Here is a 24958-nt window from a genome sequence, read left to right on the forward strand (position 1 = left end):
TTAACGTCCGAGATAAACTTCAATAACCTGCTCATTGGCCTGCACTTCACGCAGACTCCCCTGAGCCAGTACACGTCCCTGATGTAATACCGTGACGCGATCGGCGATGGTTTCGACAAATCCCATATCGTGTTCAACAACCATCAGGGAGTGCTTCCCGGCAAGCTGGCGAAACAGCTCCGCCGTGTATTCCGTCTCCGCATCCGTCATACCCGCAGCAGGCTCATCCAGCAGCAGTAAATGAGGTTCCTGAACCAGCAGCATGCCAATTTCAAGAAATTGTTTCTGCCCGTGCGAAAGCAGCCCGGCGCGACGGGCCCGCTCGTTACCCAGGCGCAACAGCGCCAGTATTTCATCAATACGATCCCGCTGTTCGCCTGTTAGGCGCGCCCGTAGAGAGCCCCAGACAGATTTATCGCTTTTCAGCGCCAGCTCCAGGTTCTCCTCCACCGTTAACGCTTCAAATACCGTGGGCTTCTGAAATTTCCGCCCAATCCCCTGACGTGCAATGGCGATGGGATCCAGCGTTGTTAAGTCGGTTGACTGATCGTATATCGCACGACCGCTTTGCGGCCTGGTTTTGCCGGTAATGACATCCATTAGCGTCGTTTTTCCGGCGCCGTTGGGACCAATGATGCAACGCAACTCCCCAACGCCAATATTGAGCGTGAGATCCGTTAACGCCTGAAATCCATCGAAATTAACGTTAATTTTTTCCAGCTGTAACACGGGGTCCGTTTGGTCGCGAAACCGATCCCCAGGCATCTGGCGAGTGAAAAGTCCTTCATCTGGCTGCATTATTTGTCTCCCTTGCGAAACAGGCCAATCACGCCGCGAGGTAAAAAAAGCGTAACGCCGATAAAGATCAGGCCAAGAAACAGCTGCCAGTATTCCGGCATGATGACGGTAAACAGGCTTTTAGCGCCATTCACCAGTACGGCGCCAAAAACCGGGCCGATCAGGGTTCCACGCCCGCCGAGCGCAACCCAAATCGCCGCTTCAATCGAGTTAGTCGGCGACATTTCGCTGGGGTTAATGATTCCCACCTGTGGAACATACAGCGCACCCGCCAGACCGCACAGCACGGCGGAAAGCGTCCACACCAGCAGCTTGAAACCTTTTGGATCGTATCCACAAAACATCAGACGATTCTCGGCGTCGCGTACGGCAGTCAGAATACGACCAAACTTACTGCGGGCCAGCGCCAGCCCCAGCCATATTGCCAGAACCAGCAGCAGGACTGTCGCCAGAAACAGCGCAATACGGGTTGAGGTCGCGGTCACCGGGAATCCCAGAATGGTGGTAAAGCCAGTAAAACCGTTATTTCCTCCAAAGCCGGTTTCGTTACGGAAAAACAGCAGCATTCCGGCGAAAGTCAGAGCCTGGGTCATGATGGAAAAATAGACCCCTTTGATTTTTGAACGGAAGGCAAACCAACCAAATACCAGGGCCAGCAGGCCCGGCACCAGCACAACCAGCAGCATCGCCCAGATAAAGTGTTGCGTCCCCCACCAAAACCAGGGCAGCTCGGTCCACGACAGGAACGACATAAAGGCCGGTAACTCTTCGCCGGAGGCCTGACGCATCAGGTACATTCCCATCGCATAGCCCCCAAGCGCAAAGAAGATACCGTGGCCCAGCGAAAGCATTCCCGCATAACCCCACACCAGATCCAGCGCGACCGCCACAATGGCATAGCAGAGAATTTTTCCGGCCAGCGTCAGCGTCCACACCGATATGGCCAGCGGATGTTCCGCAGGTAACAGCGCCAGAAACGGCAGAACAATCAACGCGAGCAATAAGCACAGTCCCAGGACGCGTGTCGCCCGCGGCGCTTTACGCGCCAGCGTCAATGTCATTGGCATCGTCATCAGTCAATAACCCTCCCTTTTAGCGCGAACAGCCCTTGAGGACGTTTCTGAATAAACAGAATAATCAGCACCAGAATCATAATTTTGCCGAGAACCGCCCCCACCTGAGGCTCAAGAATTTTGTTGAAGATCCCCAGCCCAAACGCGGCGGCCACACTCCCGGCGAGTTGCCCAACACCGCCCAGCACCACCACAAGAAACGAATCGATAATGTAGCTTTGCCCCAGTTCCGGTCCTACGTTGCCTAATTGCGAGAGCGCGACGCCCCCCAGCCCGGCAATCCCTGAACCAAGACCAAAAGCCAGCATATCGACGCGTCCGGTAGGTACGCCGCAGCAGGCCGCCATATTGCGATTTTGCGTCACTGCACGCACGCGCAGCCCGAGACGCGTTTTATTCAACAACAGCCAGGTGAAGAACAGCACCAGCATGGCAAAGCCAAGCACCACAATTCGGTTCCACGGCAAAATCAGATTGGCATAAACCTGAATGCCGCCGGAAAGCCATGCCGGATTGGCGACTTCAAGGTTTTGCGCGCCGAAGGTCATACGCACCAACTGGATCAGCATCAGACTGATCCCCCATGTCGCCAGCAGTGTTTCGAGTGGACGTCCGTATAAATGGCGAATCACCCCGCGCTCGAGCAGCATTCCCACCGCCGCGGTAAGTAAAAAGGCGACCGGAAGCGCAATAACCGGATACCAGGCCAACCATTGCGGGAAAAACTGGCCGATAATCTGTTGCACCATCCAGGTACAGTAAGCGCCAAGCATTAACATCTCGCCATGCGCCATATTAATGACGCCGAGTAGCCCGTAGGTAATAGCCAGCCCCAGTGCCGCCAACAGCAAAATTGAGCCCAGCGACAGCCCCATAAATGCCTGTCCAAGAAGATCGCCAACCTTCATGCGATGCGCGATGGAATTCAGGCTTTCGCCAGCGGCCGCACGAACGCGCGCATCAGGTTCATGTTCAGCCTGGGTGAATGGCAGCAGGCGTGCCTGGGTTTCAGGATCGTTTGACGCCCCGAGAAGTTCGATGGCCTGCCGTCTGACCTCTGGCAAGGTGCTGGTTAGTTGCAGGTTTGCCAGTGCAATCTCCAGCGCGGATTTCACGCCAGCATCTGGCTCCCGGGCCAGTTGTTGCTGCAAAAACGGCAGCATGCCCGGCTGTGCCTCACGTTGTAATGTACGTGCTGCCCCTTTTCTCATGGTGACACTGTCACTTAAAAGTTGATGAACGGCCCACGTTCCGGCCACCAGATTACGCAGGCGGTTAGTCAGGCGGACTTTTTTAAGCTCGCCGGACGGAGATGCCGCGACTCCTAACGGCTGTACGTGCGAGTCGTCCACGATGAACGCATTTTTCGCGTCATCGGTCAGCAGGTTCTCATCTCGCAGCGCGCTAAGCAGCGGCATACGCTGAACGTCTGGATTCACCGCCCATTGTTCAAGCAAGGCGGCCTGCTGAGTTCGGCTGCCGGCGGTAAAGGTATCGGCATCTGCGGCCTGCGCTATCCACGGCATAAACCACATCAGCAACAGCACACCACGAATAAAACGCATAGCTTTCATAAGCGTTCTCCAAAGCGTTGCCCTCCCGCGGGAGGGCGTAAGATCAGTTGCTGGCGGTTTTCACGGGCTGGTCAGATTTTTTATCATTACCGGCGATGTACGGACTCCACGGCTGGGCGCGGACCGGCTCATCGGTTTGCCACACCACGTTAAACTGGCCGTTGCCTTCAATCTCGCCAATCATGACGGGTTTATGCAGGTGATGGTTGGTTGCATCCATGGTCAGGGTAAAACCTGATGGCGCAGCGAATGATTGCCCCGCCATAGCGGCGCGAACTTTATCCACATCGGTAGTTCCGGCTTTTTCTACCGCTTGCGCCCACATATGCAGGCCTACCCAGGTGGCTTCCATAGGATCGTTCGTTACCACCGAATCCGCGTTTGGTAGCTTATGGGCTTTGGCATACGCCCGATAATCCGCGACGAACTTTTTATTGGCCGCATTATCTACGGACTCAAAGTAGTTCCACGCAGCAAGGTTGCCCACCAGCGGTTTGGTATCAATTCCTCGTAATTCCTCCTCACCCACGGAGAATGCCACCACCGGAACATCGGTGGCTTTCAGCCCCTGGTTCGCTAACTCTTTATAGAATGGAACGTTAGAATCCCCGTTGATGGTTGATACCACCGCCGTTTTCCCCCCTGCGGCGAATTTTTTAATACTGGCGACAATGGTCTGGTAATCGCTGTGTCCGAATGGGGTATACACCTCTTCGATGTCTTTATCGGCAACGCCTTTCGAATGCAAAAAGGCGCGTAAAATTTTGTTAGTCGTACGCGGATAGACATAGTCCGTACCCAGCAGGTAGAAGCGCTTAGCGCTGCCGCCGTCCTCACTCATCAGGTACTCAACCGCCGGGATCGCCTGTTGGTTAGGCGCCGCGCCGGTATAGAAGACGTTAGGCGACATCTCCTCACCTTCATATTGCACCGGGTAAAACAGCAGACCGTTTAATTCTTCAAACACCGGTAAAACAGATTTACGCGAAACCGATGTCCAGCAGCCGAAAACCACCGCCACCTTATCCTGACTCAGCAACTGACGTGCTTTTTCAGCAAATAACGGCCAGTTCGAGGCCGGGTCAACCACTACAGGCTCCAGCTTTTTACCCAACACACCACCCTTCGCATTGATTTCATCAATGGTCATCAACGCCACATCTTTCAGCGGCGTTTCGGAAATAGCCATCGTGCCGGATAACGAATGCATGATGCCAACTTTAATGGTGTCGGCTGCCTGAACGGTAAAACTCATTCCCATTGCTACTACAGAGGCGGAAAGCGCAAAAGCTTTTAAAAATGTACGACGCTGCATAGTTTCACTCCTGAAATTAGACTTGCTGAAAGCTCCGGTGCAGCCGGGCAGACAAAACGGTGCAAATAAAGGGTATTCAGAAGTGATAAGGCAAAAACGATGCCAGATATTAAAACATCACATAAAATCAATAGATTAGCGCATCGTTTACAAAGATTAGTATTAAAATCTCCCACCAGAAGGATTAATCAAACGAAAAATTGAACCACCATGAGACAACTCTGCATTATAAACGTGCAACAATCTGTGTCTGCAGCACACCGTGATAACGGCGTCTCCGGGTTGAAAAGCAGGGTTATTTGCCTACAGATAAATGTGTCTCGTCACTATTATTTATTTTTCCCGACGCCATCACGTCAAAATTTTACTTTTCAGCCAAAATAATCACACAGTTCAGCCTTTGTTTAAGATTGAATTGCTACTATAGTCATAAGCGAGGTGAACTTAAGGTAAGAGAGGAAACTCACAGATAAAGGAGCATTTACTATGCTGGGTAATATGAATATTTTTATGGCTGTTCTGGGAATTATTTTATTTTCCGGTTTCCTGGCCGCGTATTTTAGCCACAGATGGGATGATTGATGAACGGAGATAGTCCTGCACCGACCCGGCCCCTTGTAGCGTAACTGCACAAGGGGCCATTTTTTTTACCTGAATCGCCCTCCTGGCACTTTTTCCCTGGTTTACAGATAAAAAAAACCGCCGGATAAACCAGCGGTGAATGCTTGCATGGATAGATTTGTGTTTTGCTTTTATACGCTATCTGGCAATTCCCTGCGAAGATAACGGATATTTGACTAATCTATCATCGACAACCCCAATGAAAGTTAAACGAAACGCAACTACCTTGAAACGGTGTTCGCAAATCTCACGCGCTCAAGGGGTATGAGATCTCATCACTGGCGTCAACCAGAGTGATCCGCTCGCGTTCATCCATGAACATACAGCGATTCCTGCCGGTCTGTTTTCCTTGATACATCGCGTTATCAGCCCGACCAAGAGCGGTATCCAGCGCTTCTCCCTGTTGAACTCGTGTTATTCCAGCCGTTACCGTGATTCCGATCTCTCCATCAGCATAGGGTATTTTTTTCTGGCCAATAAGCTGACACAATCGCAAACCTGCCTGGCAAGCCTGTTCATCCGTTTTTGTGCGGATGATGATAATAAACTCTTCACCACCGTAGCGGTAAGCCACCTCATCATATCGTGTCCATGACAACAAATTTGATGCCAGAGCGCGTAGTACCACGTCCCCCACCAGGTGACCATAAGTATCGTTAATGTGCTTAAAACGGTCGATGTCCAGCAACAAGATATAGAGATTAAGCGGCTCGGCATCGAGTAACTGCTGGTCAAAAGACTCATCGAGCATTCTTCTACCGGGTAAGCCTGTTAATACATCGATATTACTGCGGATGTTCAGTAAATATATTTTGTAGTCCATTACAGCAGACGTAAATGCCAGTAACGCGTCCTGGAAGCTGTCGAAATGCCATGAATGGCTACGATTCTCCACTATTGCCAATAGCAACTCCTTTCCTAATAAATGCATCTTTTCATGGGCTGCATTTATCTTACTTACATAACTACAATCATCCTCATTGTGCAATGGATGATAATTAAGCCACTGTCCAAATTGACAAACAAAATGAGAGTTGTCACCTACAATATCCGGCTGAGTGACATCGGAGGACACAACGCAGCGGAACATTTTCACCATCCATTTATAGTGAGCATCAATGGACTTGTTCAATGCTAGCAAAATCGCATCTATTTCCGCCGTATTTTTCATCATCACGACCTCCCTCCCTGTTCGAGCGTCTCAGATGTAATTATCTTAACGACAAAAAAGAAAATTTATGTAAATTTTTTAATAGTAGTTATTAGACAACAAATTAACGCCTCCTTCATTATAGGTCGCAAGATGATTGAAACTCACATTTAACCATTAAATATCAATGAGATATATTAATCACCCCTTTCCTTGTTTCATATTTAATGAAACGAAAACATATCAAGCAAAACAATATACAACTCGGACAGCATAGTTAAAATGAGAATAAGCGTTATCAATTGGAACGATGAACACAAGATAAAAAACCGGGCATCACGCCCGGTTCTTCTCGTCATCTAAACAAACCTTACGCGCTCAAACCACGATGTTTGAGCATCGGCTCCATTTGTGGATCGCGTCCGCTCCAGTGGCGATAAAGCACAGCTAAATCAGTGCTATTCCCGCGCGACAAAATCGCATCGCGGAATTTCTGCCCGTTTTCCCGGGTTAATCCGCCCTGCTCTACAAACCACTGATAGCCGTCGTCGGCCAGCATTTGCGTCCACAGGTAGGCGTAATAACCAGCGGCATAGCCGCCGCCGAAAATATGGGCAAAATAACTACTGCGATAACGTGGCGGCACGGCCTTGAGATCCAACCCTTCGGCCACCAGCGCCTGCTGTTCAAATTGATCGACCGGATGACATGCGTCGCTCATTTCCAGAGAGTGCCAGCGCATATCCAGCAATGCGGCGCTGAGCAGTTCAGTCATGTCGTAACCTTTGTTAAACAAACTTGCCTGCTGCATTTTATCTCGCAATGCCTGCGGCATGTGCTCCCCGGTATCAACATGCCGGGCAAAACGGGAAAAGACTTGCGGATGACTCGCCCAGTGCTCGTTGATCTGCGAAGGGAACTCGACAAAATCCCGCGGAGTATTGGTTCCTGAAAGTGTGGCATAACGCTGAGTGGCAAACAGACCGTGCAACGTATGTCCAAACTCATGAAATAACGTAATAACATCATCCCACAGCAGTAACGCGGGCTGCTCTTTTGCAGGTTTTTGATAATTACAGACGTTGTAAATAACCGGTCTGGTTTCGTTAAGTAGCGATTGCTCAACAAAATTACCCATCCAGGCTCCACCGCTTTTTGATTCCCGGGCAAAGAAATCACCGTAAAATAACGCCAACCCTATGCCATCATGATCGAATATTTCCCATACCCGTACATCCGGGTGATAAACAGGAATGTCGAATCGCTCCACGAATTTGATGCCATAGAGCTGATTGGCCGTCCAGAAAACGCCCTCGTTCAGTACCGAATCCAGGGAAAAATAAGGTTTGAGCTGAGCCTCATCAAGGGCATATTTCTCACGACGGACCTGCTCGGCATAAAACGACCAGTCCCAGGCCTCGGCGCTAAACTGCCCGTCTTGCTGAAAGATAACTTTCTGGATTTCAGCCTGCTCATCTAACGCTCGCGCTCGCGCGGCCGGAACAATAGACCGCATGAATGTCAGTGCCGCTTCCGGCGTTTTTGCCATCTGGTCGGCAATTTTCCATGCAGCGTAATTAGCAAAACCGAGCAGTTTCGCCTGCTGCATCCGGATCTCCACCAGTCGCTGAATAATAGCCCGAGTGTCGTTAGCATCATTGTTTTCAGCCCGTGTCCATGCGCGGGTGAAAAGATTTTCACGGGTCTGACGATCGCGTAATACCGCAAGCGCTGGTTGCTGAGTGGTGTTTAATAACGGGATAACCCAACGCGCTTCAAGCCCTTTTTCCCTTGCAGTTTCGGCGGCAACAGCAATTTCCTCTGTGCTGAGCCCGTCCAGATGCCGGACATCATCCACCACCATAGCACCAGACTTGTTCGCCGCCAGCAGGCGTTGATTAAACTGGCTGGTCAGCGTGGCTGACTCCGTATTAAGCGCTTTAAGGCGGGCTTTATCCGTCTCATTCAGACAGGCGCCGGCCAATACAAAACGCTGGTAGACGACTTCCAGCAGGCGTATTGATTCGCTATCCAGTCCTGAGGAACTGCGCCGTTGCCAGACGTTTTCGACGCGGGCGAAAAGCGCACTATTGAGATAGATATCATTGGCAAGGCTCGCCAACTCTGCGGAAAACTCTTCGTCAAGGCGTTGTAGTTCATCGTTGGTGTGCGCCGCCGTCATCGCAAAGAAAACGCTGGTCACCCGCGTGAGCAGCGCGCCACTTTGCTCAAGCGCCAGTAAAGTATTCGCAAAATCAGGGCGCTGCGGGTTTTGCACAATCCCTGCGATCTCTGCGCGCTTTTGACGCACACCTTCATCGAACGCAGGACGATAATGTTGCACGTCAATCTGATCAAACTGCGGCGCCTGATAAGGTAATGTGCTGTGGTGTAAAAAAGGATTCGTTAACGACATCTTTCACTCCTGAAAACGATTTGTTTACCAGAGTAGACTTCCCACGAATCGACCGCAATCGTGTTAAGCAGCAATAGCTCTGAACGGAAGTGACGTGCTATGGTAGTACTACATAAAAAGCGTTGAGGAACAGTGAGATGATCGTTTTAGTAACCGGAGCAACCGCAGGTTTTGGTGAGTGCATTACGCGTCGTTTTATTGAGAATGGGCATAAAGTTATTGCCACCGGACGCCGCCAGGAGCGCCTGCAGGAACTCAAAGATGTGTTGGGTGACCGTCTCTATACTGCGCAACTGGACGTACGTAATCGTGCATCAATTGAAGAGATGCTGGACGCCTTACCTGCTGAATGGCGCAATATTGATATTCTGGTCAACAACGCGGGTCTGGCGCTGGGCCTTGAGCCTGCTCATAAAGCCAGCATTGAAGACTGGGAAAATATGATCGACACCAACAACAAAGGCCTGGTTTATATGACCCGTGCTGTTCTGCCTGGTATGGTTGAGCGCAACCGCGGTCATATTATCAATATTGGTTCTACGGCGGGCAGTTGGCCATACGCTGGCGGTAACGTCTATGGTGCAACCAAGGCGTTTGTTCGCCAGTTTAGCCTGAATTTACGTACTGACTTACACGGTACTGCGATTCGCGTCACCGACATTGAACCGGGTCTGGTTGGCGGTACGGAGTTCTCAAATGTCCGTTTCAAAGGCGATGACGCTAAAGCTGAAAAAGCTTACGAAAATACCACAGCGCTGACCCCGCAAGATGTCACTGAAGCGGTATGGTGGGTGGCGTCTTTACCCGCTCATGTCAACATTAACACCCTTGAAATGATGCCTGTGGCACAGTCTTTTGCCGGACTGAGTATTCATCGTGGCTAATTTCTCTGCCCGGCCTTGCGCCGGGTATAGATAGCCTGAAATAAGTGATAAAATACCTGGGTTAACTCTCTAAAAAGTAAGAATGAATGACCGTAGAAACGCAGCTCAACCCTACACAGCCAGTAAATCAACAGATTTACCGTATTCTTCGTCGTGATATCGTGCATTGTCTGATTGCGCCCGGTACCCCGTTGTCGGAGAAAGAGGTTTCCGTACGCTTTAATGTGTCACGCCAGCCGGTACGAGAAGCATTCATTAAACTGGCAGAGAATGGCCTGATTCAGATCCGTCCGCAGCGTGGCAGCTACGTGAATAAAATTTCGCTGTCGCAGGTACAAAACGGCTGTTTTGTTCGCCAGGCAATTGAATGTGCCGTGGTCCGCCGCGCCGCATCATTGATCACCGATAAACAGTGTTATCAGCTCGAGCAAAACCTGCATCAGCAGCGCATTGCGATTGACCGCAAGCAAATTAATGATTTCTTCCAGCTTGATGACGAGTTTCATCAGAAACTGGCTCTCATCGCCGAGTGCCAGCTTGCCTGGGACACCGTCGAGAATATTAAGGCCACGATCGACCGCGTTCGTTATATGAGCCTGGATCATATTTCCCCGCCAGAAATGCTGCTGCGTCAGCATCACGATATCTTTGCCGCACTTGAGAAACATGATGGCGATGCCGTTGAGCGTGCAATGATGCTGCACCTCCAGGAAATTGGTGAGTCCGTTCAGTTGATCCGTCAGGAAAATAGCGACTGGTTCAGCGAAGATTAATACCACACTCACCTCACATCGAGGTGAGTTTCTCCTGTATGTTTCCCTCTCCCGCACATCTGCATAAAAAAAGCTGTGATTTTGATCGAAAACAAAAAAAATCATTAACGAGAAGCGTATTTATATTGCGCCCGTTACGTGGGACTAAAAGCCCACGGGCTTTGACGGTAAGTTGGAAAGGAGAAAACACCATGAAAACATACGATCGTAACCGCAACGCAATCACCACTGGCAGCCGCGTCATGATTAGCGACTCCGGACTCACAGGCCGCATTACAGCGATAGATACCGATGGCCTGACCGCTGAGCAAATTCGCCGCGGAAAAACAGTGGAAATCGAAGGGTGTGAAGGTAAATATGCCCCCCTCGAACTGATTCGTTTGGGCATGAACTAATTGGTGTGAATGCCAGAAAACAATGCGCCATCTGGCCCGTTTACAGCCAGATGGCGACCTGAAAGGTGTTCTTCTTTACTTCAGTTTTGCAGCATACTTCGCAACCGTTGCCTTCGCCCCTTCTGCCAGTAAAGCAAGATACGCTTGTGTGACCTGGTTTTTGAACCGTTCAACCTGCGGCAGTTCACGCCCAAATATAGCATCGATAGCCAGCAGCGCCTGAACGCGCTCTTCACCTTCGTTACTGCTACGCACTGCATTCTGGATCACCGGCAACAGTGGATCGCTAATTTCAATCGCCTGGCCCTGTTCATCCACACCGCCGACGTAGCGCATCCAGCCTGCCACGCCCAGGGCCAGTAACTCAAAGCAGCTACCGTGTACAATGTGCCAGCGAACGGAATCAAGCATACGCTGCGGCAATTTTTGACTGCCATCCATAGCAATCTGCCAGGTACGATGACGCAGTGCCGGGTTGCTGTAGCGCTCAATTAACAGATCGGCATAGTGCTGTAGATCCACGCCCTTAACTTTCAGGGTTGGCGCTTGTTCCTGCAGCATCAGCGCGCGGGCGGCAAGACGATAGTTTTCATCGCCCATACAGTCGTTAATGTGCTGATACCCAGCCAGATAGCCAAGATAAGCAAGAAAAGAGTGACTGCCGTTAAGCATACGCAGTTTCATCTCTTCAAACGGAATAACATCAGCGACCAGCTCCGCGCCAGCCTTCTCCCATTCAGGGCGACCGGCGACAAAGTTATCTTCAATAACCCACTGACGGAACGGTTCGCATGCCACGCCTGCCGGGTCGCGAACGCCGGTGATGCGTTCAATTTTGTCCAGCGTATCCTGGGTAACCGCCGGGACGATGCGGTCAACCATTGTTGAAGGGAATGTCACATGTTGTTCAATCCACGCAGCCAGATCAGCATCTACCGCCCGGGCATACGCAGTGACAACATTGCGCATCACATGACCGTTTTCTGGCATGTTGTCGCAAGACATCACGGTAAAGGCGCCTAAACCCGCACCTTTGCGACGCGCAAGAGCCTCAACAACAACGCCTGGCGCAGTTTTTGGTTGTGTAGGGTTTTGCAGATCGGCGGCAATCATTGGGTTGTCTAACATCAATTGACCGGTCGCCGGAGAGTGGCAATATCCTTTCTCGGTGATGGTCAGGGAAACGATCGCAACCTGCGGTTCGCACATCGCGGCCAGTACGCTTTCCAGACCATCAACCTGCGCATGCAGGGCATTTTTCACCACGCCCACGACTCTTGCAGTCCAGGCATCCGCAGACATTTCTGCAACGGTATACAGATTATCTTGCTGTTTGAGATCGGCAATCTGCTGCTCACCGCCAATCAGGTTCACTTCGCAATAACCCCAGTCACTGTCATGTTCTGCAGCCAGAATATCAGCGTAAACCCCCTGATGTGCGCGGTGAAACGCGCCAAAACCCAGATGGACAATACGCGGAACCAGTTTTGTACGATCGTAGTCGGGAAGCACAGCCTTTGCTGCCAGGAGCTTGTTTTGCATGGTATGGCCTACTTATCAATGGAATCAGGACTGTCTCAGAGTAACGCCTGTATGGTTGTATGTTTTGATTTGCATTAAGCTTTTTATGATTGGTATGACATCATGAAAAGCTGTGTAATAGCATGGACGGCGTAAGAGACATCCATCCATGCTACTGTCTGGCATCAGTTTGTCTGAGTCACCGAGCAACGAACCTTCTCGGCTTTATTCACCTCGGCAGCATCCTCAAGCACGCTCAGATCGCGGTCTTTCACTTCCGGCATCAGCAACGCGGAAATCAGACCAATCAGTGAGTAGGCGATGACCATCACCAGAATTGGCCACCAGGAATTTGTCATGTTGCAGAAGATACCTGCCAGAACCGGACCAAAACCAACGGCAACCAACCCGCCCGCTTCTTTTGAGATCGCCATGCGTGTGAATCGGTTACGGGCACCGAACATTTCCGCCATGGTAATATTTTCGAGAGCAAATAATCCCAATACGGCAAAGTTATGAATAACAATAAGTGCCGTCATAATAACGCCCGGGCTATACGTTTTATCCACGATAATTGACAGCATCGGATAAGCCAGGATAATTGCTGAAATATTCAGAATAATATAAGGCAACCGACGACCAAACTTATCAGATAACCAACCGAGCAGCGGTATGGTAATAAATCCAAGTACCGAACTAATCATTAGGGCATCGGTGGGTATTGATTTATCAAATAACAATGTCTGTACTAAATAACCGGCAAGAAAGGTTTGGATTAACCCGGAGTTGCCCGCCTGACCAAAGCGTAAACCGGTTGCCAGCCAGAAGGATTTACTGGTAAACATCGCTCCCAGCGTATTTTCCGAAGCATTGTTTAATGCCGACGCATTTTCTTCATCATTAACTTTCTCAAATACCGGGCTTTCTTTGAGATTCATACGTAACCAGATGGCAAAAATCATCACCACGACACTTGCCAGGAACGGAATTCGCCAGCCCCAGGCTAACAGCTCTTCGCGGTCAAGAGCGAAGAACATCACCGCCCAAATGGCCGTTGCGCTAAGGGTTCCACAGTTGGTCCCCATAGCAACAAGCGAAGAAATGATCCCGCGTTTACCTTTTGGCGCATATTCAGCAAGCATGGTACCCGCGCCCGAGATCTCAGCCCCTGCGCCAAGCCCTTGCACGATGCGCAGCGTCACCAGCAATACGGGGGCAAAGATGCCAATTTGCGCATACGTAGGCAGTACGCCTATTAAAGTTGTACAGATCCCCATCATGGTGATAGTAATAAACAGCACCTTTTTACGGCCAATGCTGTCTCCCATTTTGCCAAATATAAATGCTCCGACGATACGAGCAATATATCCTGCACCGTAGGTACCCATCGCTAAAATGAGCGCCATCGCGGCAGACTGTTCCGGGAAAAATATCTCATGGAATACCAGCGCGGCACCCAAGGAATATAACTGAAAATCCATAAATTCGAGCGCAGTTCCCAACCATCCGGATACGGCAGCTCTAACCAGATCCATCGTCGATCTTTCGTGCTTTTCTTGGTTCATATTGGCTATCTCTAAGAGGTAAGATGCGTACCACTTACTCGCAGTTATTTATATTATTCAGAGAATGTGAGTAAAACTTTGCAGCAGCGCTGCTGATCTTTCTCAAACAATTCAATTGCGTCTGTAACGTGGTGATAGTCAAAAGTATGGGTAATAAGTTGATTAGGATCGATAAGTCCGTTAACCAACCAATCAATAACAACCGGGAATTTGTTCGCATTTAATCTTGAAGAATAAATTGAAAGTTCTTTCCCGGTAATGCCTTGTTGAACAATCTGACAAGGTTCACTGGAGAAACCCATCAGAACAATCCGCGCGGCTGGCGATGCCAGCGTGATAGCCTCCTGTAAAATGGATGGATGACAAGCCGCATCCACGATGATGGTCGGTTTTAGCCCTTTTTCCGTCAGAAAATCCTGCAGCGATTGCCGACTATTATTGATGGCCCAGTCTGCACCGCACTGCTTTGCCATATTCAGGCGTTCATCGATTCTGTCGGCAATCACCACTGTTTTTACTTTATAGACACGTTTAAGCGCCTGTACGGTGGTCAGCCCCATAGGGCCCGCGCCATAAATTAGTGCGATATCGTTCTCTGTTGGGTTAATTTGCCCTGTCACGTTTGCAGCGATGGTAAAAGGCTCCACCATAACGGCATGTTCATCAGGCACTGCATCCGGGATAGTCCAGGCATTTTTCGCCGGTACCACGGCGTATTCGCTGAAACCGCCATCGCGATGCACACCCAGTACCACTAATGACGTGCAGACGTTAGGTTTACCAATTGAACAGGGATAACAATGTCCACAGCTGATGACCGGATCAACAGACACGCGCTCACCCATTCGTGAACAGTCCACGCCGTCGCCTACCGCATCAATTACGCCAAAAAACTCGTGGCCAATCACCCGCGGGTATTGTGCAAATGGATTGTGTCCGCGATAAATATGGCTGTCAGAACCACAAATTCCCGCCAGTTTCACCTTTACCCTGACCTCGCCGGCTGAGGGTTCAGGTATCGGTCGCTCGGCAATATTCAGCACATTCGGTTTTTCAATCACAATACTTTTCATAGCAACTCACTCCTTACCAGTTCCACAATGTGCCATCTTCCAGGCGAGCAACGGGCAGATACGCAGGATCATACGGATATTTCGCCGCCAGTTTTTCGTCAAACTCGATCCCAAGACCGGGTTTGTCTCCTGGGTGCATATAGCCGTTATCAAAGGTCCAGTTATGTGGGAACACTTCCAGCATCTGCTCGGAATATCCCATATATTCCTGTACGCCAAAGTTCGGCACCCACAGATCAAAGTGCAGCGCGGCGGCCATGCATACTGGTGACAAATCGGAAGGCCCATGTGAACCGGTACGTACCTGATACAGCGAGGCGAAATCGGCAATCCGGCGCATACCGGTGATACCACCCGCATGGGTGATGGTGGTACGGATATAGTCGATCAGTTGTTCTTCAATCAGCTGTTTACAGTCCCAGATACTGTTGAACACTTCCCCTACCGCAATCGGAGTGACCGTATGCTGGCGGATCAGGCGGAAGCACTCCTGGTTTTCAGCCGGGGTTGGGTCTTCCATCCAGAACAGACGGTATTGTTCAATGCTTTTGCCGAAACGGGCCGCTTCAATAGGCGTCAGACGGTGGTGCATATCGTGCAGAAGATGTTCGTTGAAACCAAACTTATCGCGTACGGCAGCAAACAGTTTTGGCGTGAAATCCAGGTATTTCTCCGTTGACCACAACTGCTCTTCCGGCCATTGCCCTTTGGTGGCCGGTTCATAGGCCTGTCCTTTTCCTTTAGACATGCCGTAAGTGGTTTTCATGCCAGGTACGCCACACTGTACGCGAATGGCTTTAAAGCCCATCTCTTTATGACGCGCATAGTCTTCGAGTACGTCATCAACGGTATGGCCTGTGGTGTGACAGTAGACCATAACCCCTTCACGAGAAGCACCGCCGAGCAACTGGTACAATGGCATATTTGCCGCTTTCGCTTTGATGTCCCATAGCGCCATATCCACTGCGGAAATCGCCGACATGGTGACCGGACCACGACGCCAGTACGCGCCTTTGTAGAAGAACTGCCAGATGTCCTCGATTCGGTGTGCATCCCGGCCAATTAGCTGCGGGCAAACATGATCTTTCAGATAGGACGCCACGGACAACTCGCGTCCGTTTAATGTGGCATCTCCCAGTCCGGTGATGCCATCTTCTGTCGTAATTTTCAACGTTACAAAATTACGCCCCGGACAGGTGACAAACACTTCAGCCCCAACAATCTTCATTTTTTATCCCTTACATCTGTTCTTGTGATGCAGGAAATTTACCCAACTGAGCTACTACCATACAAGTATAATGATCAAAAAAGCGCTGATTGATCACAAAAAAGGCGCTATGCGCGCCCCCATCCAGCCACAATGATCAGCATGCCGCACAGCGCCACCACCGCGCCTGACCAGTCATACAGGCTCAATTTTACGCCATCGACAATGCGTAGCCATAGCAGCGCGGTCACCACGTACACCCCGCCATAGGCTGCATAAACACGTCCGCTTGCTGCCGGATGCAGCGTCAGCAACCAGACGAATAACGCCAGTGACACCCCGGCGGGTATCAGTAGCCAGGCCGTAGCCCCTCGCTTAAGCCAGAGCCAGGGTAAAAAGCAGCCAATGATTTCGCATAATGCGGTGACGAAAAAAAGCAAAGTAGTCTTAAGCATTGATGTTATTCAGTTACCTTAGGTTTAAGCATGATACGACAGAATATTGCCAGCGTATCCATATCCGCTGAGTGGGTATGCCCGGAAGCCGGAATAGTGTAGAATTTAACCCTGTTTTATCGTTTTTTCCCTTTCCCATAAAAGGAATTCGCCATGAAAATTACACTGACCAAACGCCTGTGCCTGACGGCTATGCTGACGCTGGCTGCGGCTGTGTACACCTCTTCCGCATTCGCTGAAACCAGTAAACTGATCATTGAATCCGGAGACAGTGCGCAAAGTCGTCAACAGGCAGCAATGGAAAAGGAACAATGGAACGATACGCGTCAGCTACGCCAGAAAGTTAATAAACGTGTAGAGAAAGAGTGGGACAAAACCGACGCGGCGTTCGATAGCCGTGATAAGTGCGAACAGAGCGCTAATATTAATGCGTACTGGGAACCCAACACCCTGCGCTGCCTTGACCGCCGTACTGGCCGCACCGTTGCCCCATAATCATTGCACGTTGAAGGATATTGAAAGGATACGATATGACTAGCGCCCTCAGTGTTAAGTTGCGCCCGCTGGAGCGTGAAGATTTACGATTCGTCCATCAGCTTGATAATAACGCCAGCGTAATGCGTTACTGGTTTGAAGAACCTTACGAAGCGTTTGTTGAGCTGTCAGACCTGTACGACAAGCATATTCACGACCAAAGCGAACGTCGCTTCGTGGTGGAGTGTGACGGTGAAAAAGCCGGTCTGGTGGAGCTGGTTGAAATTAACCATGTGCACCGTCGGGCCGAATTCCAGATCATTATTTCGCCTGACTATCAGGGCAAAGGTCTGGCAACGCGCGCGGCAAAGCTGGCAATGGATTACGGCTTTACCGTACTCAACTTATATAAGCTGTATCTGATCGTTGATAAAGAGAACGAAAAAGCCATCCATATCTATCGTAAACTCGGCTTTATGGTCGAAGGTGAGCTGATTCATGAATTCTTTATCAACGGCCAATACCGCAACACTATCCGCATGTGCATCTTCCAGCAGCAGTATCTGGCAGAACATAAAACGTCAGGTCCTAACCTGTTGCAACCTACCGCTCAGTAAAGGCGATTAGTAGTAATCGATAGTGTTTTCAATTGAGTAATGATGTTCAACTGCCGGCTTAACGCTCTCGTCAACGATAACGAGCCGGCAGTTGACAGGATTAGCATAGTCATCGTACTTGCACGTTTGTTTGACATTACCTAACGGATGATCGTTGAGCAGGCTCACTGCGGTGTAATCCAGTTTCTTCAACGGGTCGACCGATGGTTTGGCATCAACCTGCAAGGTATTGTCCTTATTGACGGTTGTTTTGCCCAACGGGTAGCCTTCCGCATCATAGCGATATTTCACTTTCATCTCTTTTCCCGTGGCAGAAACAACGAAACCGTTATCGTCGGTATCCCACACCACACCCGCCGCAGGCAGCTCTGCTAACTGGCATTTACCCTGTAAGCGGATCCGTTTTTCCAGCGTTTCGGCATCCCGATAATAGTTAGCATCCAGGACCAGCGCCATACCGGTATTGTTTTCGATATCATGCAACTCAAGCGTATCGAAGCACCCTTCCTGTGAGAGCGTACCGACAACGCGTTTGGTGACTTCACCTTTGTCATTAAGCAGCGTCTGGCTGAAATCTTTTACCGGCCCGCGCAGAGGATCGAAATCAAATTCATTGGAAAAACTGGCCATTTCCGGCGTAAAGGAATCCAGGCCTTTGGCGTTATCACACCCGACCAGTACGACACACAGGAATCCTAACAGGGTCTGTTTCTTCACATTTTTCACCGGGATAAGAAGATAATTCTCAATCATATTAGCAAATACAGTTATTTACACCAGAAATGCTAATCTTAGTCTATGTCGATAATAAAGGAGCTGATGATGAAATACATAACAGGAATTGCCGCGCTCTTACTGGTAGTCGCGTCCCCGCAGGTTCTGGCGGCACCGGCGTCATGTGAACGCGTGAAAAGCGATATCGAACAGCGCATCATTAATAACGGCGTGGCTGAATCCAGCTTTACGCTGAACATTGTCCCCAACGATCAGGCCGATCAGCCTGATTCACTGGTCGTGGGCCATTGTGCAAACGACACACATAAAATTCTCTATACCCGTACCAACAGTGGCAACGCCCCTGCCAATAGAACCCCAGCACAGGATGGACACGTCGCCGAACCGCAATAAATTACACCCTCCGTGCGCGGAGGGTCACTCCAGTTTGATATGCATTAATATGACATACTCATAACCAGGTAAACTCAAACCATTATTAGCATGCTATTAATTTCGTTATAGAAATTAATATATAGCGATAACTATAATGGAGTGAGTTATGTCTGAAACTGAGCAATATGGAGGCATCAGCCGCAGGACGTTAGTGAAATCCTCGGCAATCGGTTCGCTGGCGCTTGCTGCAGGTGGGCTGTCGTTACCTTTCGGAATGCGCACTGCAGCCGCTGCGGTACAACAGGCGCTACAACCTGCTGAAGAAAAAGTGGTTTGGGGTGCTTGTTCGGTGAACTGCGGCAGCCGTTGTGCCCTGCAACTCCACGTCAAAGATGACGAAGTCGTATGGGTGGAGTCCGATACGACCGGAGACGACATTTACGGTCAACACCAGGTTCGCGCCTGTTTGCGTGGGCGCTCAATTCGTCGACGGATCAATCATCCGGATCGCCTGAATTACCCAATGAAGCGCGTGGGCAAACGCGGTGAAGGGAAATTCGAGCGCATAACCTGGCAGGAAGCGCTGGATACCATCAGTGCCAGTTTGAAAAATACCGTGCACAAATACGGTAACGAGGCCGTGTATATCAACTACACCTCTGGCATTGTAGGCGGCAACATTACTCGCTCCTCACCTTATGCCTCGCTGGTGGCTCGCCTGATGAACTGCTATGGCGGTTTCCTGAGCCATTACGGCACCTACAGTACCGCGCAAATCGCGGCGGCAATGCCTTACACCTACGGTTCTAACGAAGGCAACAGCACTTCCGATATCGAAAACACGAAGCTGGTAGTGATGTTCGGCAATAACCCTGCCGAAACGCGTATGAGCGGCGGCGGAATAACTTATTTCCTTGAACAGGCCCGGGAGCGCTCTAATGCCCGGATGATCGTCATTGACCCGCGATATACTGATACCGCAGCGGGTCGTGAAGATGAGTGGCTCCCTATTCGTCCGGGAACTGATGCCGCATTAGTGGCGGGAATCGCCTGGGTCCTGATTAACGAAGATCTCGTCGACCAGGCATTCCTTGACACGTACTGCGTTGGTTATGACGAAAAAACCCTGCCCGTCGACGCGCCGGCTAACGGACACTACAAAGCCTATATTCTGGGCAACGGTGATGACGGTATTGCCAAAACTCCGCAATGGGCTTCACATATCACCGGGATCCCAGCCGAACGCATTATTAAACTGGCACGGGAAATCGGCAGTACAAAACCGGCATATATTTGTCAGGGTTGGGGGCCGCAACGTCAGGCTAACGGTGAACTGACCTCACGCGCAATCGCCATGTTGCCAATCCTCACCGGCAACGTCGGCATCAACGGCGGCAATAGTGGTGCACGAGAATCAACCTACACCATCACGATTGAACGTATGCCGCTACCAGAGAACCCCATCAAAACCCAGATATCCTGTTTTAGCTGGACGGACGCAATCGCCCGGGGTCAGGAAATGACCGCTACCCGCGATGGCGTACGCGGAAAAGATAAGCTCGACGTGCCGATTAAATTTATCTGGAACTACGCGGGCAATACCATCACCAATCAGCACTCAGATATCAATAAAACGCATGAGATCCTTCAGGACGACACGAAATGCGAAATGATAGTTGTCATTGAAAACTTCATGACCTCTTCAGCCAAATATGCCGATATTCTACTGCCTGATTTAATGACCGTTGAACAGGAAGACATCATTCCAAACGACTACGCGGGCAATATGGGGTATCTCATTTTTATTCAACCTGCGACGTCGCCTAAGTTCGAGCGCAAACCGATTTACTGGATAATGAGTGAAGTTGCAAAGCGTCTTGGCAATGATGTGTATCAACGGTTTACGGAAGGTCGTACCCAGGAGCAATGGCTTCAGTATCTGTACGCGAAAATGCTGGCTAAGGACCCCGCTCTCCCTTCTTATGACGAGCTGAAAAAAATGGGGATCTATAAACGCAAAGATCCAAACGGGCACTTTGTCGCCTATAAAAAATTCCGCGACGATCCGCAGGCCAATCCGCTTAAAACACCGTCGGGTAAGATTGAAATTTACTCCAGCCGACTGGCGAAGATTGCCAACACCTGGGAGTTGCAAAAAGATGAAGTGATTAGCCCGCTTCCCGTTTACGCCTCAACGTTTGAAGGATGGGATGACCCAAAACGCAGTTCTTTCCCACTGCAAATGTTTGGCTTCCACTACAAATCCCGTACGCACTCCAGCTACGGCAATATCGATGTTCTCCAGGCGTCCTGCCGTCAGGAAGTGTGGATAAACCCGGTCGATGCCCAAAAACGGGGGATTGCAAATGGCGATATGGTGCGGGTCTTTAACGATCGCGGTGAACTGCGCATCCCTGCGAAAGTGACGCCGCGGATCCTGCCCGGCGTAAGCGCAATGGGCCAGGGCGCATGGCACGATGCCAATATGGCCGGCGATAAGATTGACCATGGCGCCTGCGTCAACACCTTGACCACTCAGCGCCCGTCTCCTCTGGCAAAAGGCAATCCACAGCATACTAATCTGGTCGAGATCGAGAAAGTTTAAGGACTACCCTATGACAACTCAGCATGGATTTTTTATTGATTCCAGCCGTTGCAAAGAGGACGAAACGTTCTCGATGAGGAAGTTTTCAGGGCTGGCGCTGGGCTTAGTATTGTCAGTATTTGAAAGTCCATTTCGAGACACATTAATAAGATCGCCCCACACTTTGATACGCATTAATAAAACATACCTATAAATGGGTAAACTCGTCCTACAATTAGCATGCTATTTATTCATTATATAATTAGATATATAGCGATGATTTCAATGGAGTGAGTTATGTCTGAAACCGAACAATCCGGAGGCATCAGCCGTAGGACGTTAGTGAAGTCCTCAGCTATCGGTTCACTGGCGCTTGCCGCGGGTAGCCTGTCCTTACCCTTTGGTATGAGATCCGCTGCCGCGGCAGTACAACAAGCGATGCAACCGGTTGAAGAGAAGGCTGTCTGGAGTTCCTGTACCGTTAACTGCGGCAGCCGTTGCCTTTTACATCTGCACGTTAAAGATGATGCCGTTTACTGGGTAGAGTCTGACACAACGGGCGATGATACCTATGGTAATCACCAGGTACGCGCCTGCTTGCGCGGCCGATCGATCCGTCGCCGGATGAATCACCCTGACCGCCTGAAATATCCAATGAAACGCGTAGGCAAGCGTGGAGAAGGAAAATTTGAGCGGATCACCTGGGATGAAGCGCTGGACACTATTAGCGGTAATTTGCAGCGGATCCTGAAGGATTACGGCAACGAAGCGGTCCATGTGCTGTACGGTACAGGTGTAGATGGTGGGAATATTACAAACTCCAACGTCCCCTATCGCTTGATGAATTCATGCGGCGGCTATTTGAGTCGCTATGGTAGCTATAGTACCGCGCAAATCAGCGCCGCCATGAGTTATATGTTTGGTGCTAACGACGGCAACAGCCCGGACGACATCGCCAATACAAAACTGGTTGTCATGTTTGGCAACAACCCTGCCGAAACCCGTATGAGCGGCGGTGGTGTAACCTGGTATGTTGAGCAAGCCCGCGAACGTTCTAACGCACGAATGATCGTTATCGATCCTCGTTATAACGATACTGCCGCTGGTCGTGAAGATGAATGGCTTCCTATTCGACCAGGAACTGACGCTGCACTGGCTGCGGCAATTGCCTGGGTGTTGATCACCGAAGATCTCATCGATAAACCTTTTCTTGATAAATACTGCGTCGGCTACGATGAAACCACTCTTCCCGCCAGTGCACCGCGTAATGCGCACTATAAGGCATACATTCTGGGGGATGGGCCAGACGGAGTTGCCAAAACGCCAGAATGGGCTTCTCACATTACCAGCATTCCGTCTGAGAAAATTATCCACTTAGCGCGTGAAATCGGCGCAGCGAAACCCGCTTATATCTGCCAAGGCTGGGGACCGCAGCGTCACTCCAATGGTGAACAAACCGCTCGCGCGATTACGATGCTCTCCGTTTTAACCGGCAATGTGGGGATAAACGGTGGTAACTCAGGGATGCGTGAAGGGACGTGGGATCTGGGCGTGGAATGGTTCTCCATGTTAGAAAATCCGGTTAAAACGCAGATATCTGTCTTTACCTGGACGGATGCTATCGATCATGGCGCAGAGATGACCGCGACCAGAGATGGTGTTCGCGGCAAAGATAAGCTGGACGTGCCTATCAAATTTATCTGGTGTTATGCCAGTAATACGCTCGTCAACCAGCATGGCAATATCTCGCATACCCATGAAGTCTTACAGGATGACAGCAAGTGCGAGATGATCGTCGGTATTGAGCATTTTATGACTGCCTCCGCAAAATACTGCGACATCCTGCTGCCTGACCTGATGCCAACCGAACAGGAAGATCTCATCTCCCACGAGTCTGCCGGGAACATGGGGTATGTCATCCTTGGTCAACCTGCGACTTCGCCAAAATTTGAACGTAAACCCATTTACTGGATGCTCAGTGAAGTCGCCAAACGTTTGGGCCCGGATGTGTACCAAAAATTCACCGAGGGTCGTACACAACATGAATGGGTGAAATACCTTCATGCCAAAACCAAAGAGCGTAACCCGGAAATGCCGGATTACGAGGAAATGAAAACGACAGGCATATTCAAGAAAAAATGTCCCGAAGAACACTATGTTGCCTTTCGTTCTTTCCGGGAAGATCCCGCCGCTAACCCATTGAAAACGCCATCAGGGAAAATTGAGATTTACTCTGAACGGCTTGCCGTCATCGCAGAAACATGGGAACTCAAAGACGACGAAATTGTTCATCCTCTTCCTGCTTATGCCCCAGGCTTTGACGGTTGGGACGATCCTAAGCGCCAAACGTATCCACTGCAGCTCACGGGGTTCCACTATAAGGCGAGAACCCACTCCAGCTACGGCAATATCGATGTTTTACAGCAGGCTTGCCCGCAGGAGGTCTGGATAAACCCCATTGATGACAATGCACGTGGTATTCGTAACGGCGACACGGTAAGGGTGTTTAACAATAATGGCCAGATGTTGATCAGCGCGAAAGTTACACCGCGCATTTTGCCCGGCGTCACAGCTATCGGACAAGGTGCCTGGCTCAATGCCGATATGTTCGGCGATCGGATCGATCATGGTGGTTCCATTAACATTCTCACGTCGCATCGACCTTCTCCATTAGCGAAGGGGAATCCATCCCACAGTAATCTCGTTCAGGTTGAAAAGGTATAAGGACTAACCCATGACAACTCAGTATGGATTTTTTATTGATTCCAGCCGTTGCACCGGGTGTAAAACCTGCGAGCTGGCCTGCAAAGACTACAAAGACCTCACCCCCGACGTCAGTTTCCGGCGGATTTACGAGTACGCAGGTGGTGACTGGCAGGAAGATAACGGCGTCTGGCACCAGAATGTTTTCGCCTATTACCTCTCCATTGCCTGTAACCACTGCGAAGATCCAGCCTGCACCAAGGTTTGCCCCAGCGGAGCCATGCATAAACGTGAAGATGGTTTTGTGGTGGTTGATGAAGACGTTTGCATCGGCTGTCGCTACTGCCACATGGCCTGCCCGTATGGCGCGCCGCAGTACAATGCCGCCAAAGGACATATGACCAAGTGTGACGGTTGTCATGACCGCGTCGCCGACGGCAAAAAGCCCATCTGCGTCGAGTCCTGCCCGCTGCGCGCGCTGGACTTTGGTCCCATTGATGCACTGCGCAAAAAACACGGTGAGCTGGCGGCAGTCGCTCCGCTGCCGGGCGCGCATTTCACCAAACCGAGCATTGTGATCAAACCCAACGCCAATAGCCGCCCGACCGGGGATACCACGGGTTATCTGGCAAATCCGAAGGAGGTGTAAC

22 protein-coding genes are annotated in these 24958 nt (G+C 50.4%); 10 read left to right on the forward strand and 12 right to left on the reverse strand.

The genetic code is table 11. The features are described from left to right. Genes urtD through urtA form a run of 4 tightly spaced genes read right to left on the reverse strand, consistent with a single transcriptional unit; the run spans window position 1 to window position 4760 of the window. Window positions 1–798 carry an urea ABC transporter ATP-binding protein UrtD gene (urtD, locus tag OGV80_RS10135; RefSeq protein ID WP_043016359.1) on the reverse strand — a complete coding sequence of 266 codons (798 nt, stop codon included), beginning with the start codon at window positions 796–798 and terminating at the stop codon, window positions 1–3. Continuing rightward, window positions 798–1871, reverse strand: coding sequence for an urea ABC transporter permease subunit UrtC (urtC, locus tag OGV80_RS10140; RefSeq protein WP_047411331.1), 1074 nt, complete (start codon window positions 1869–1871; stop codon window positions 798–800). Before urtC ends, urtD begins: the two co-directional genes overlap by 1 nt. Then, window positions 1871–3445, reverse strand: coding sequence for an urea ABC transporter permease subunit UrtB (gene urtB, locus OGV80_RS10145; RefSeq protein ID WP_087053266.1), 1575 nt, complete (start codon window positions 3443–3445; stop codon window positions 1871–1873). The genes urtC and urtB overlap by 1 nt, the downstream gene beginning before the upstream one ends. A 43-nt stretch (window positions 3446–3488) precedes the next feature. Then, complete coding sequence (gene urtA, locus OGV80_RS10150) at window positions 3489–4760, reverse strand: urea ABC transporter substrate-binding protein (protein WP_087053265.1); 1272 nt, start codon at window positions 4758–4760, stop codon at window positions 3489–3491. A 486-nt stretch (window positions 4761–5246) separates the two neighbouring features. On the opposite strand from urtA, the gene mgtS reads away from it, so the two are divergent. Continuing rightward, a complete protein-coding gene (gene mgtS / locus OGV80_RS10155; RefSeq protein WP_003032406.1) occupies window positions 5247–5342 on the forward strand; it encodes a protein MgtS in 96 nt (31 codons plus the stop codon). A 286-nt stretch (window positions 5343–5628) separates the two neighbouring features. On the opposite strand, the gene OGV80_RS10160 is transcribed toward mgtS, so the two are convergent. Together OGV80_RS10160 and dcp are read right to left on the reverse strand one after the other, a co-directional pair. Continuing rightward, a complete protein-coding gene (locus tag OGV80_RS10160) occupies window positions 5629–6555 on the reverse strand; it encodes a diguanylate cyclase (RefSeq protein WP_075146150.1) in 927 nt (308 codons plus the stop codon). A 346-nt stretch (window positions 6556–6901) separates the two neighbouring features. Continuing rightward, window positions 6902–8947 (reverse strand): peptidyl-dipeptidase Dcp, encoded by a 2046-nt coding sequence (gene dcp, locus OGV80_RS10165; protein WP_087053264.1) that lies wholly within the window; start codon window positions 8945–8947, stop codon window positions 6902–6904. A 137-nt stretch (window positions 8948–9084) separates the two neighbouring features. Between dcp and ydfG the strand changes: the two genes are divergently transcribed. The 3 genes from ydfG (at window position 9085) to ydfZ (ending at window position 10999) form a co-directional block, all read left to right on the forward strand. Further along, on the forward strand, window positions 9085–9831 hold the full coding sequence (gene ydfG / locus OGV80_RS10170) for a bifunctional NADP-dependent 3-hydroxy acid dehydrogenase/3-hydroxypropionate dehydrogenase YdfG (RefSeq protein ID WP_087053263.1): 747 nt from the start codon (window positions 9085–9087) through the stop codon (window positions 9829–9831). Between the two features lie 86 nt (window positions 9832–9917). After that, window positions 9918–10604 (forward strand): GntR family transcriptional regulator, encoded by a 687-nt coding sequence (locus tag OGV80_RS10175; RefSeq protein WP_043016365.1) that lies wholly within the window; start codon window positions 9918–9920, stop codon window positions 10602–10604. A gap of 191 nt (window positions 10605–10795) precedes the next feature. Beyond that, the gene (ydfZ, locus tag OGV80_RS10180; protein ID WP_005121144.1) at window positions 10796–10999 is read left to right on the forward strand and encodes a putative selenium delivery protein YdfZ; all 204 of its coding nucleotides are present in this window, start codon (window positions 10796–10798) and stop codon (window positions 10997–10999) included. A gap of 75 nt (window positions 11000–11074) precedes the next feature. Here the strand turns inward: ydfZ and OGV80_RS10185 are convergent, their stop codons facing one another. The 5 genes from OGV80_RS10185 to OGV80_RS10205 form a co-directional block, all read right to left on the reverse strand. Next, complete coding sequence (locus OGV80_RS10185; RefSeq protein ID WP_087053262.1) at window positions 11075–12541, reverse strand: mannitol dehydrogenase family protein; 1467 nt, start codon at window positions 12539–12541, stop codon at window positions 11075–11077. A gap of 164 nt (window positions 12542–12705) precedes the next feature. Continuing rightward, complete coding sequence (locus OGV80_RS10190) at window positions 12706–14085, reverse strand: MFS transporter (RefSeq protein WP_087053261.1); 1380 nt, start codon at window positions 14083–14085, stop codon at window positions 12706–12708. Between the two features lie 53 nt (window positions 14086–14138). Further along, window positions 14139–15158, reverse strand: a complete 1020-nt coding sequence (locus OGV80_RS10195; RefSeq protein WP_087053260.1) for a Zn-dependent oxidoreductase — start codon at window positions 15156–15158, stop codon at window positions 14139–14141. Between the two features lie 13 nt (window positions 15159–15171). Then, on the reverse strand, window positions 15172–16386 hold the full coding sequence (gene rspA / locus OGV80_RS10200; protein WP_043016367.1) for a starvation-sensing protein RspA: 1215 nt from the start codon (window positions 16384–16386) through the stop codon (window positions 15172–15174). Between the two features lie 107 nt (window positions 16387–16493). After that, window positions 16494–16820 (reverse strand): YnfA family protein, encoded by a 327-nt coding sequence (locus OGV80_RS10205; RefSeq protein WP_075146147.1) that lies wholly within the window; start codon window positions 16818–16820, stop codon window positions 16494–16496. A 153-nt stretch (window positions 16821–16973) separates the two neighbouring features. Here OGV80_RS10205 and OGV80_RS10210 point away from each other — a divergent pair, with 153 nt between their 5' ends. Together OGV80_RS10210 and speG are read left to right on the forward strand one after the other, a co-directional pair. Beyond that, window positions 16974–17315 carry a DUF1283 family protein gene (locus OGV80_RS10210; RefSeq protein WP_043016369.1) on the forward strand — a complete coding sequence of 114 codons (342 nt, stop codon included), beginning with the start codon at window positions 16974–16976 and terminating at the stop codon, window positions 17313–17315. Between the two features lie 35 nt (window positions 17316–17350). After that, window positions 17351–17911, forward strand: a complete 561-nt coding sequence (gene speG / locus OGV80_RS10215; protein ID WP_043016370.1) for a spermidine N1-acetyltransferase — start codon at window positions 17351–17353, stop codon at window positions 17909–17911. A gap of 6 nt (window positions 17912–17917) precedes the next feature. Here speG and OGV80_RS10220 read toward each other — a convergent pair whose 3' ends face one another. Beyond that, on the reverse strand, window positions 17918–18628 hold the full coding sequence (locus tag OGV80_RS10220) for a YnfC family lipoprotein (RefSeq protein WP_087053422.1): 711 nt from the start codon (window positions 18626–18628) through the stop codon (window positions 17918–17920). Window positions 18629–18730: 102 nt separating this feature from the next. Here OGV80_RS10220 and OGV80_RS10225 point away from each other — a divergent pair, with 102 nt between their 5' ends. From OGV80_RS10225 to dmsB, 4 genes are all read left to right on the forward strand, one after another. Next, window positions 18731–19039 carry a DUF1161 domain-containing protein gene (locus OGV80_RS10225; protein WP_087053259.1) on the forward strand — a complete coding sequence of 103 codons (309 nt, stop codon included), beginning with the start codon at window positions 18731–18733 and terminating at the stop codon, window positions 19037–19039. 148 nt (window positions 19040–19187) lie between these two features. Continuing rightward, window positions 19188–21626 carry a selenate/tellurate reductase subunit YnfE gene (ynfE, locus tag OGV80_RS10230; protein ID WP_087053258.1) on the forward strand — a complete coding sequence of 813 codons (2439 nt, stop codon included), beginning with the start codon at window positions 19188–19190 and terminating at the stop codon, window positions 21624–21626. A gap of 276 nt (window positions 21627–21902) precedes the next feature. Continuing rightward, on the forward strand, window positions 21903–24329 hold the full coding sequence (gene ynfF, locus OGV80_RS10235; RefSeq protein WP_286514797.1) for a selenate/tellurate reductase subunit YnfF: 2427 nt from the start codon (window positions 21903–21905) through the stop codon (window positions 24327–24329). 10 nt (window positions 24330–24339) lie between these two features. Next, window positions 24340–24957 (forward strand): dimethylsulfoxide reductase iron-sulfur subunit DmsB, encoded by a 618-nt coding sequence (gene dmsB / locus OGV80_RS10240; protein WP_043016374.1) that lies wholly within the window; start codon window positions 24340–24342, stop codon window positions 24955–24957. The last annotated feature ends 1 nt before the right edge of the window (window position 24958 follow it).

This window comes from Citrobacter sp. Ce119, assembly GCF_030334525.1.
GTDB lineage: Bacteria > Pseudomonadota > Gammaproteobacteria > Enterobacterales > Enterobacteriaceae > Citrobacter > Citrobacter europaeus.

Bases quoted from the DNA above. Each gene is read 5' to 3' on its own strand.
- urtD (WP_043016359.1), bottom strand. From the start codon at position 798: ATGCAGCCAGATGAAGGACTTTTCACTCGCCAGATGCCTGGGGATCGG.
- urtC (WP_047411331.1), bottom strand. From the start codon at position 1,871: ATGACGATGCCAATGACATTGACGCTGGCGCGTAAAGCGCCGCGGGCG.
- urtB (WP_087053266.1), bottom strand. From the start codon at position 3,445: ATGAAAGCTATGCGTTTTATTCGTGGTGTGCTGTTGCTGATGTGGTTT.
- urtA (WP_087053265.1), bottom strand. From the start codon at position 4,760: ATGCAGCGTCGTACATTTTTAAAAGCTTTTGCGCTTTCCGCCTCTGTA.
- mgtS (WP_003032406.1), top strand. From the start codon at position 5,247: ATGCTGGGTAATATGAATATTTTTATGGCTGTTCTGGGAATTATTTTA.
- OGV80_RS10160 (WP_075146150.1), bottom strand. From the start codon at position 6,555: ATGATGAAAAATACGGCGGAAATAGATGCGATTTTGCTAGCATTGAAC.
- dcp (WP_087053264.1), bottom strand. From the start codon at position 8,947: ATGTCGTTAACGAATCCTTTTTTACACCACAGCACATTACCTTATCAG.
- ydfG (WP_087053263.1), top strand. From the start codon at position 9,085: ATGATCGTTTTAGTAACCGGAGCAACCGCAGGTTTTGGTGAGTGCATT.
- OGV80_RS10175 (WP_043016365.1), top strand. From the start codon at position 9,918: ATGACCGTAGAAACGCAGCTCAACCCTACACAGCCAGTAAATCAACAG.
- ydfZ (WP_005121144.1), top strand. From the start codon at position 10,796: ATGAAAACATACGATCGTAACCGCAACGCAATCACCACTGGCAGCCGC.
- OGV80_RS10185 (WP_087053262.1), bottom strand. From the start codon at position 12,541: ATGCAAAACAAGCTCCTGGCAGCAAAGGCTGTGCTTCCCGACTACGAT.
- OGV80_RS10190 (WP_087053261.1), bottom strand. From the start codon at position 14,085: ATGAACCAAGAAAAGCACGAAAGATCGACGATGGATCTGGTTAGAGCT.
- OGV80_RS10195 (WP_087053260.1), bottom strand. From the start codon at position 15,158: ATGAAAAGTATTGTGATTGAAAAACCGAATGTGCTGAATATTGCCGAG.
- rspA (WP_043016367.1), bottom strand. From the start codon at position 16,386: ATGAAGATTGTTGGGGCTGAAGTGTTTGTCACCTGTCCGGGGCGTAAT.
- OGV80_RS10205 (WP_075146147.1), bottom strand. From the start codon at position 16,820: ATGCTTAAGACTACTTTGCTTTTTTTCGTCACCGCATTATGCGAAATC.
- OGV80_RS10210 (WP_043016369.1), top strand. From the start codon at position 16,974: ATGAAAATTACACTGACCAAACGCCTGTGCCTGACGGCTATGCTGACG.
- speG (WP_043016370.1), top strand. From the start codon at position 17,351: ATGACTAGCGCCCTCAGTGTTAAGTTGCGCCCGCTGGAGCGTGAAGAT.
- OGV80_RS10225 (WP_087053259.1), top strand. From the start codon at position 18,731: ATGATGAAATACATAACAGGAATTGCCGCGCTCTTACTGGTAGTCGCG.
- ynfE (WP_087053258.1), top strand. From the start codon at position 19,188: ATGTCTGAAACTGAGCAATATGGAGGCATCAGCCGCAGGACGTTAGTG.
- ynfF (WP_286514797.1), top strand. From the start codon at position 21,903: ATGTCTGAAACCGAACAATCCGGAGGCATCAGCCGTAGGACGTTAGTG.
- dmsB (WP_043016374.1), top strand. From the start codon at position 24,340: ATGACAACTCAGTATGGATTTTTTATTGATTCCAGCCGTTGCACCGGG.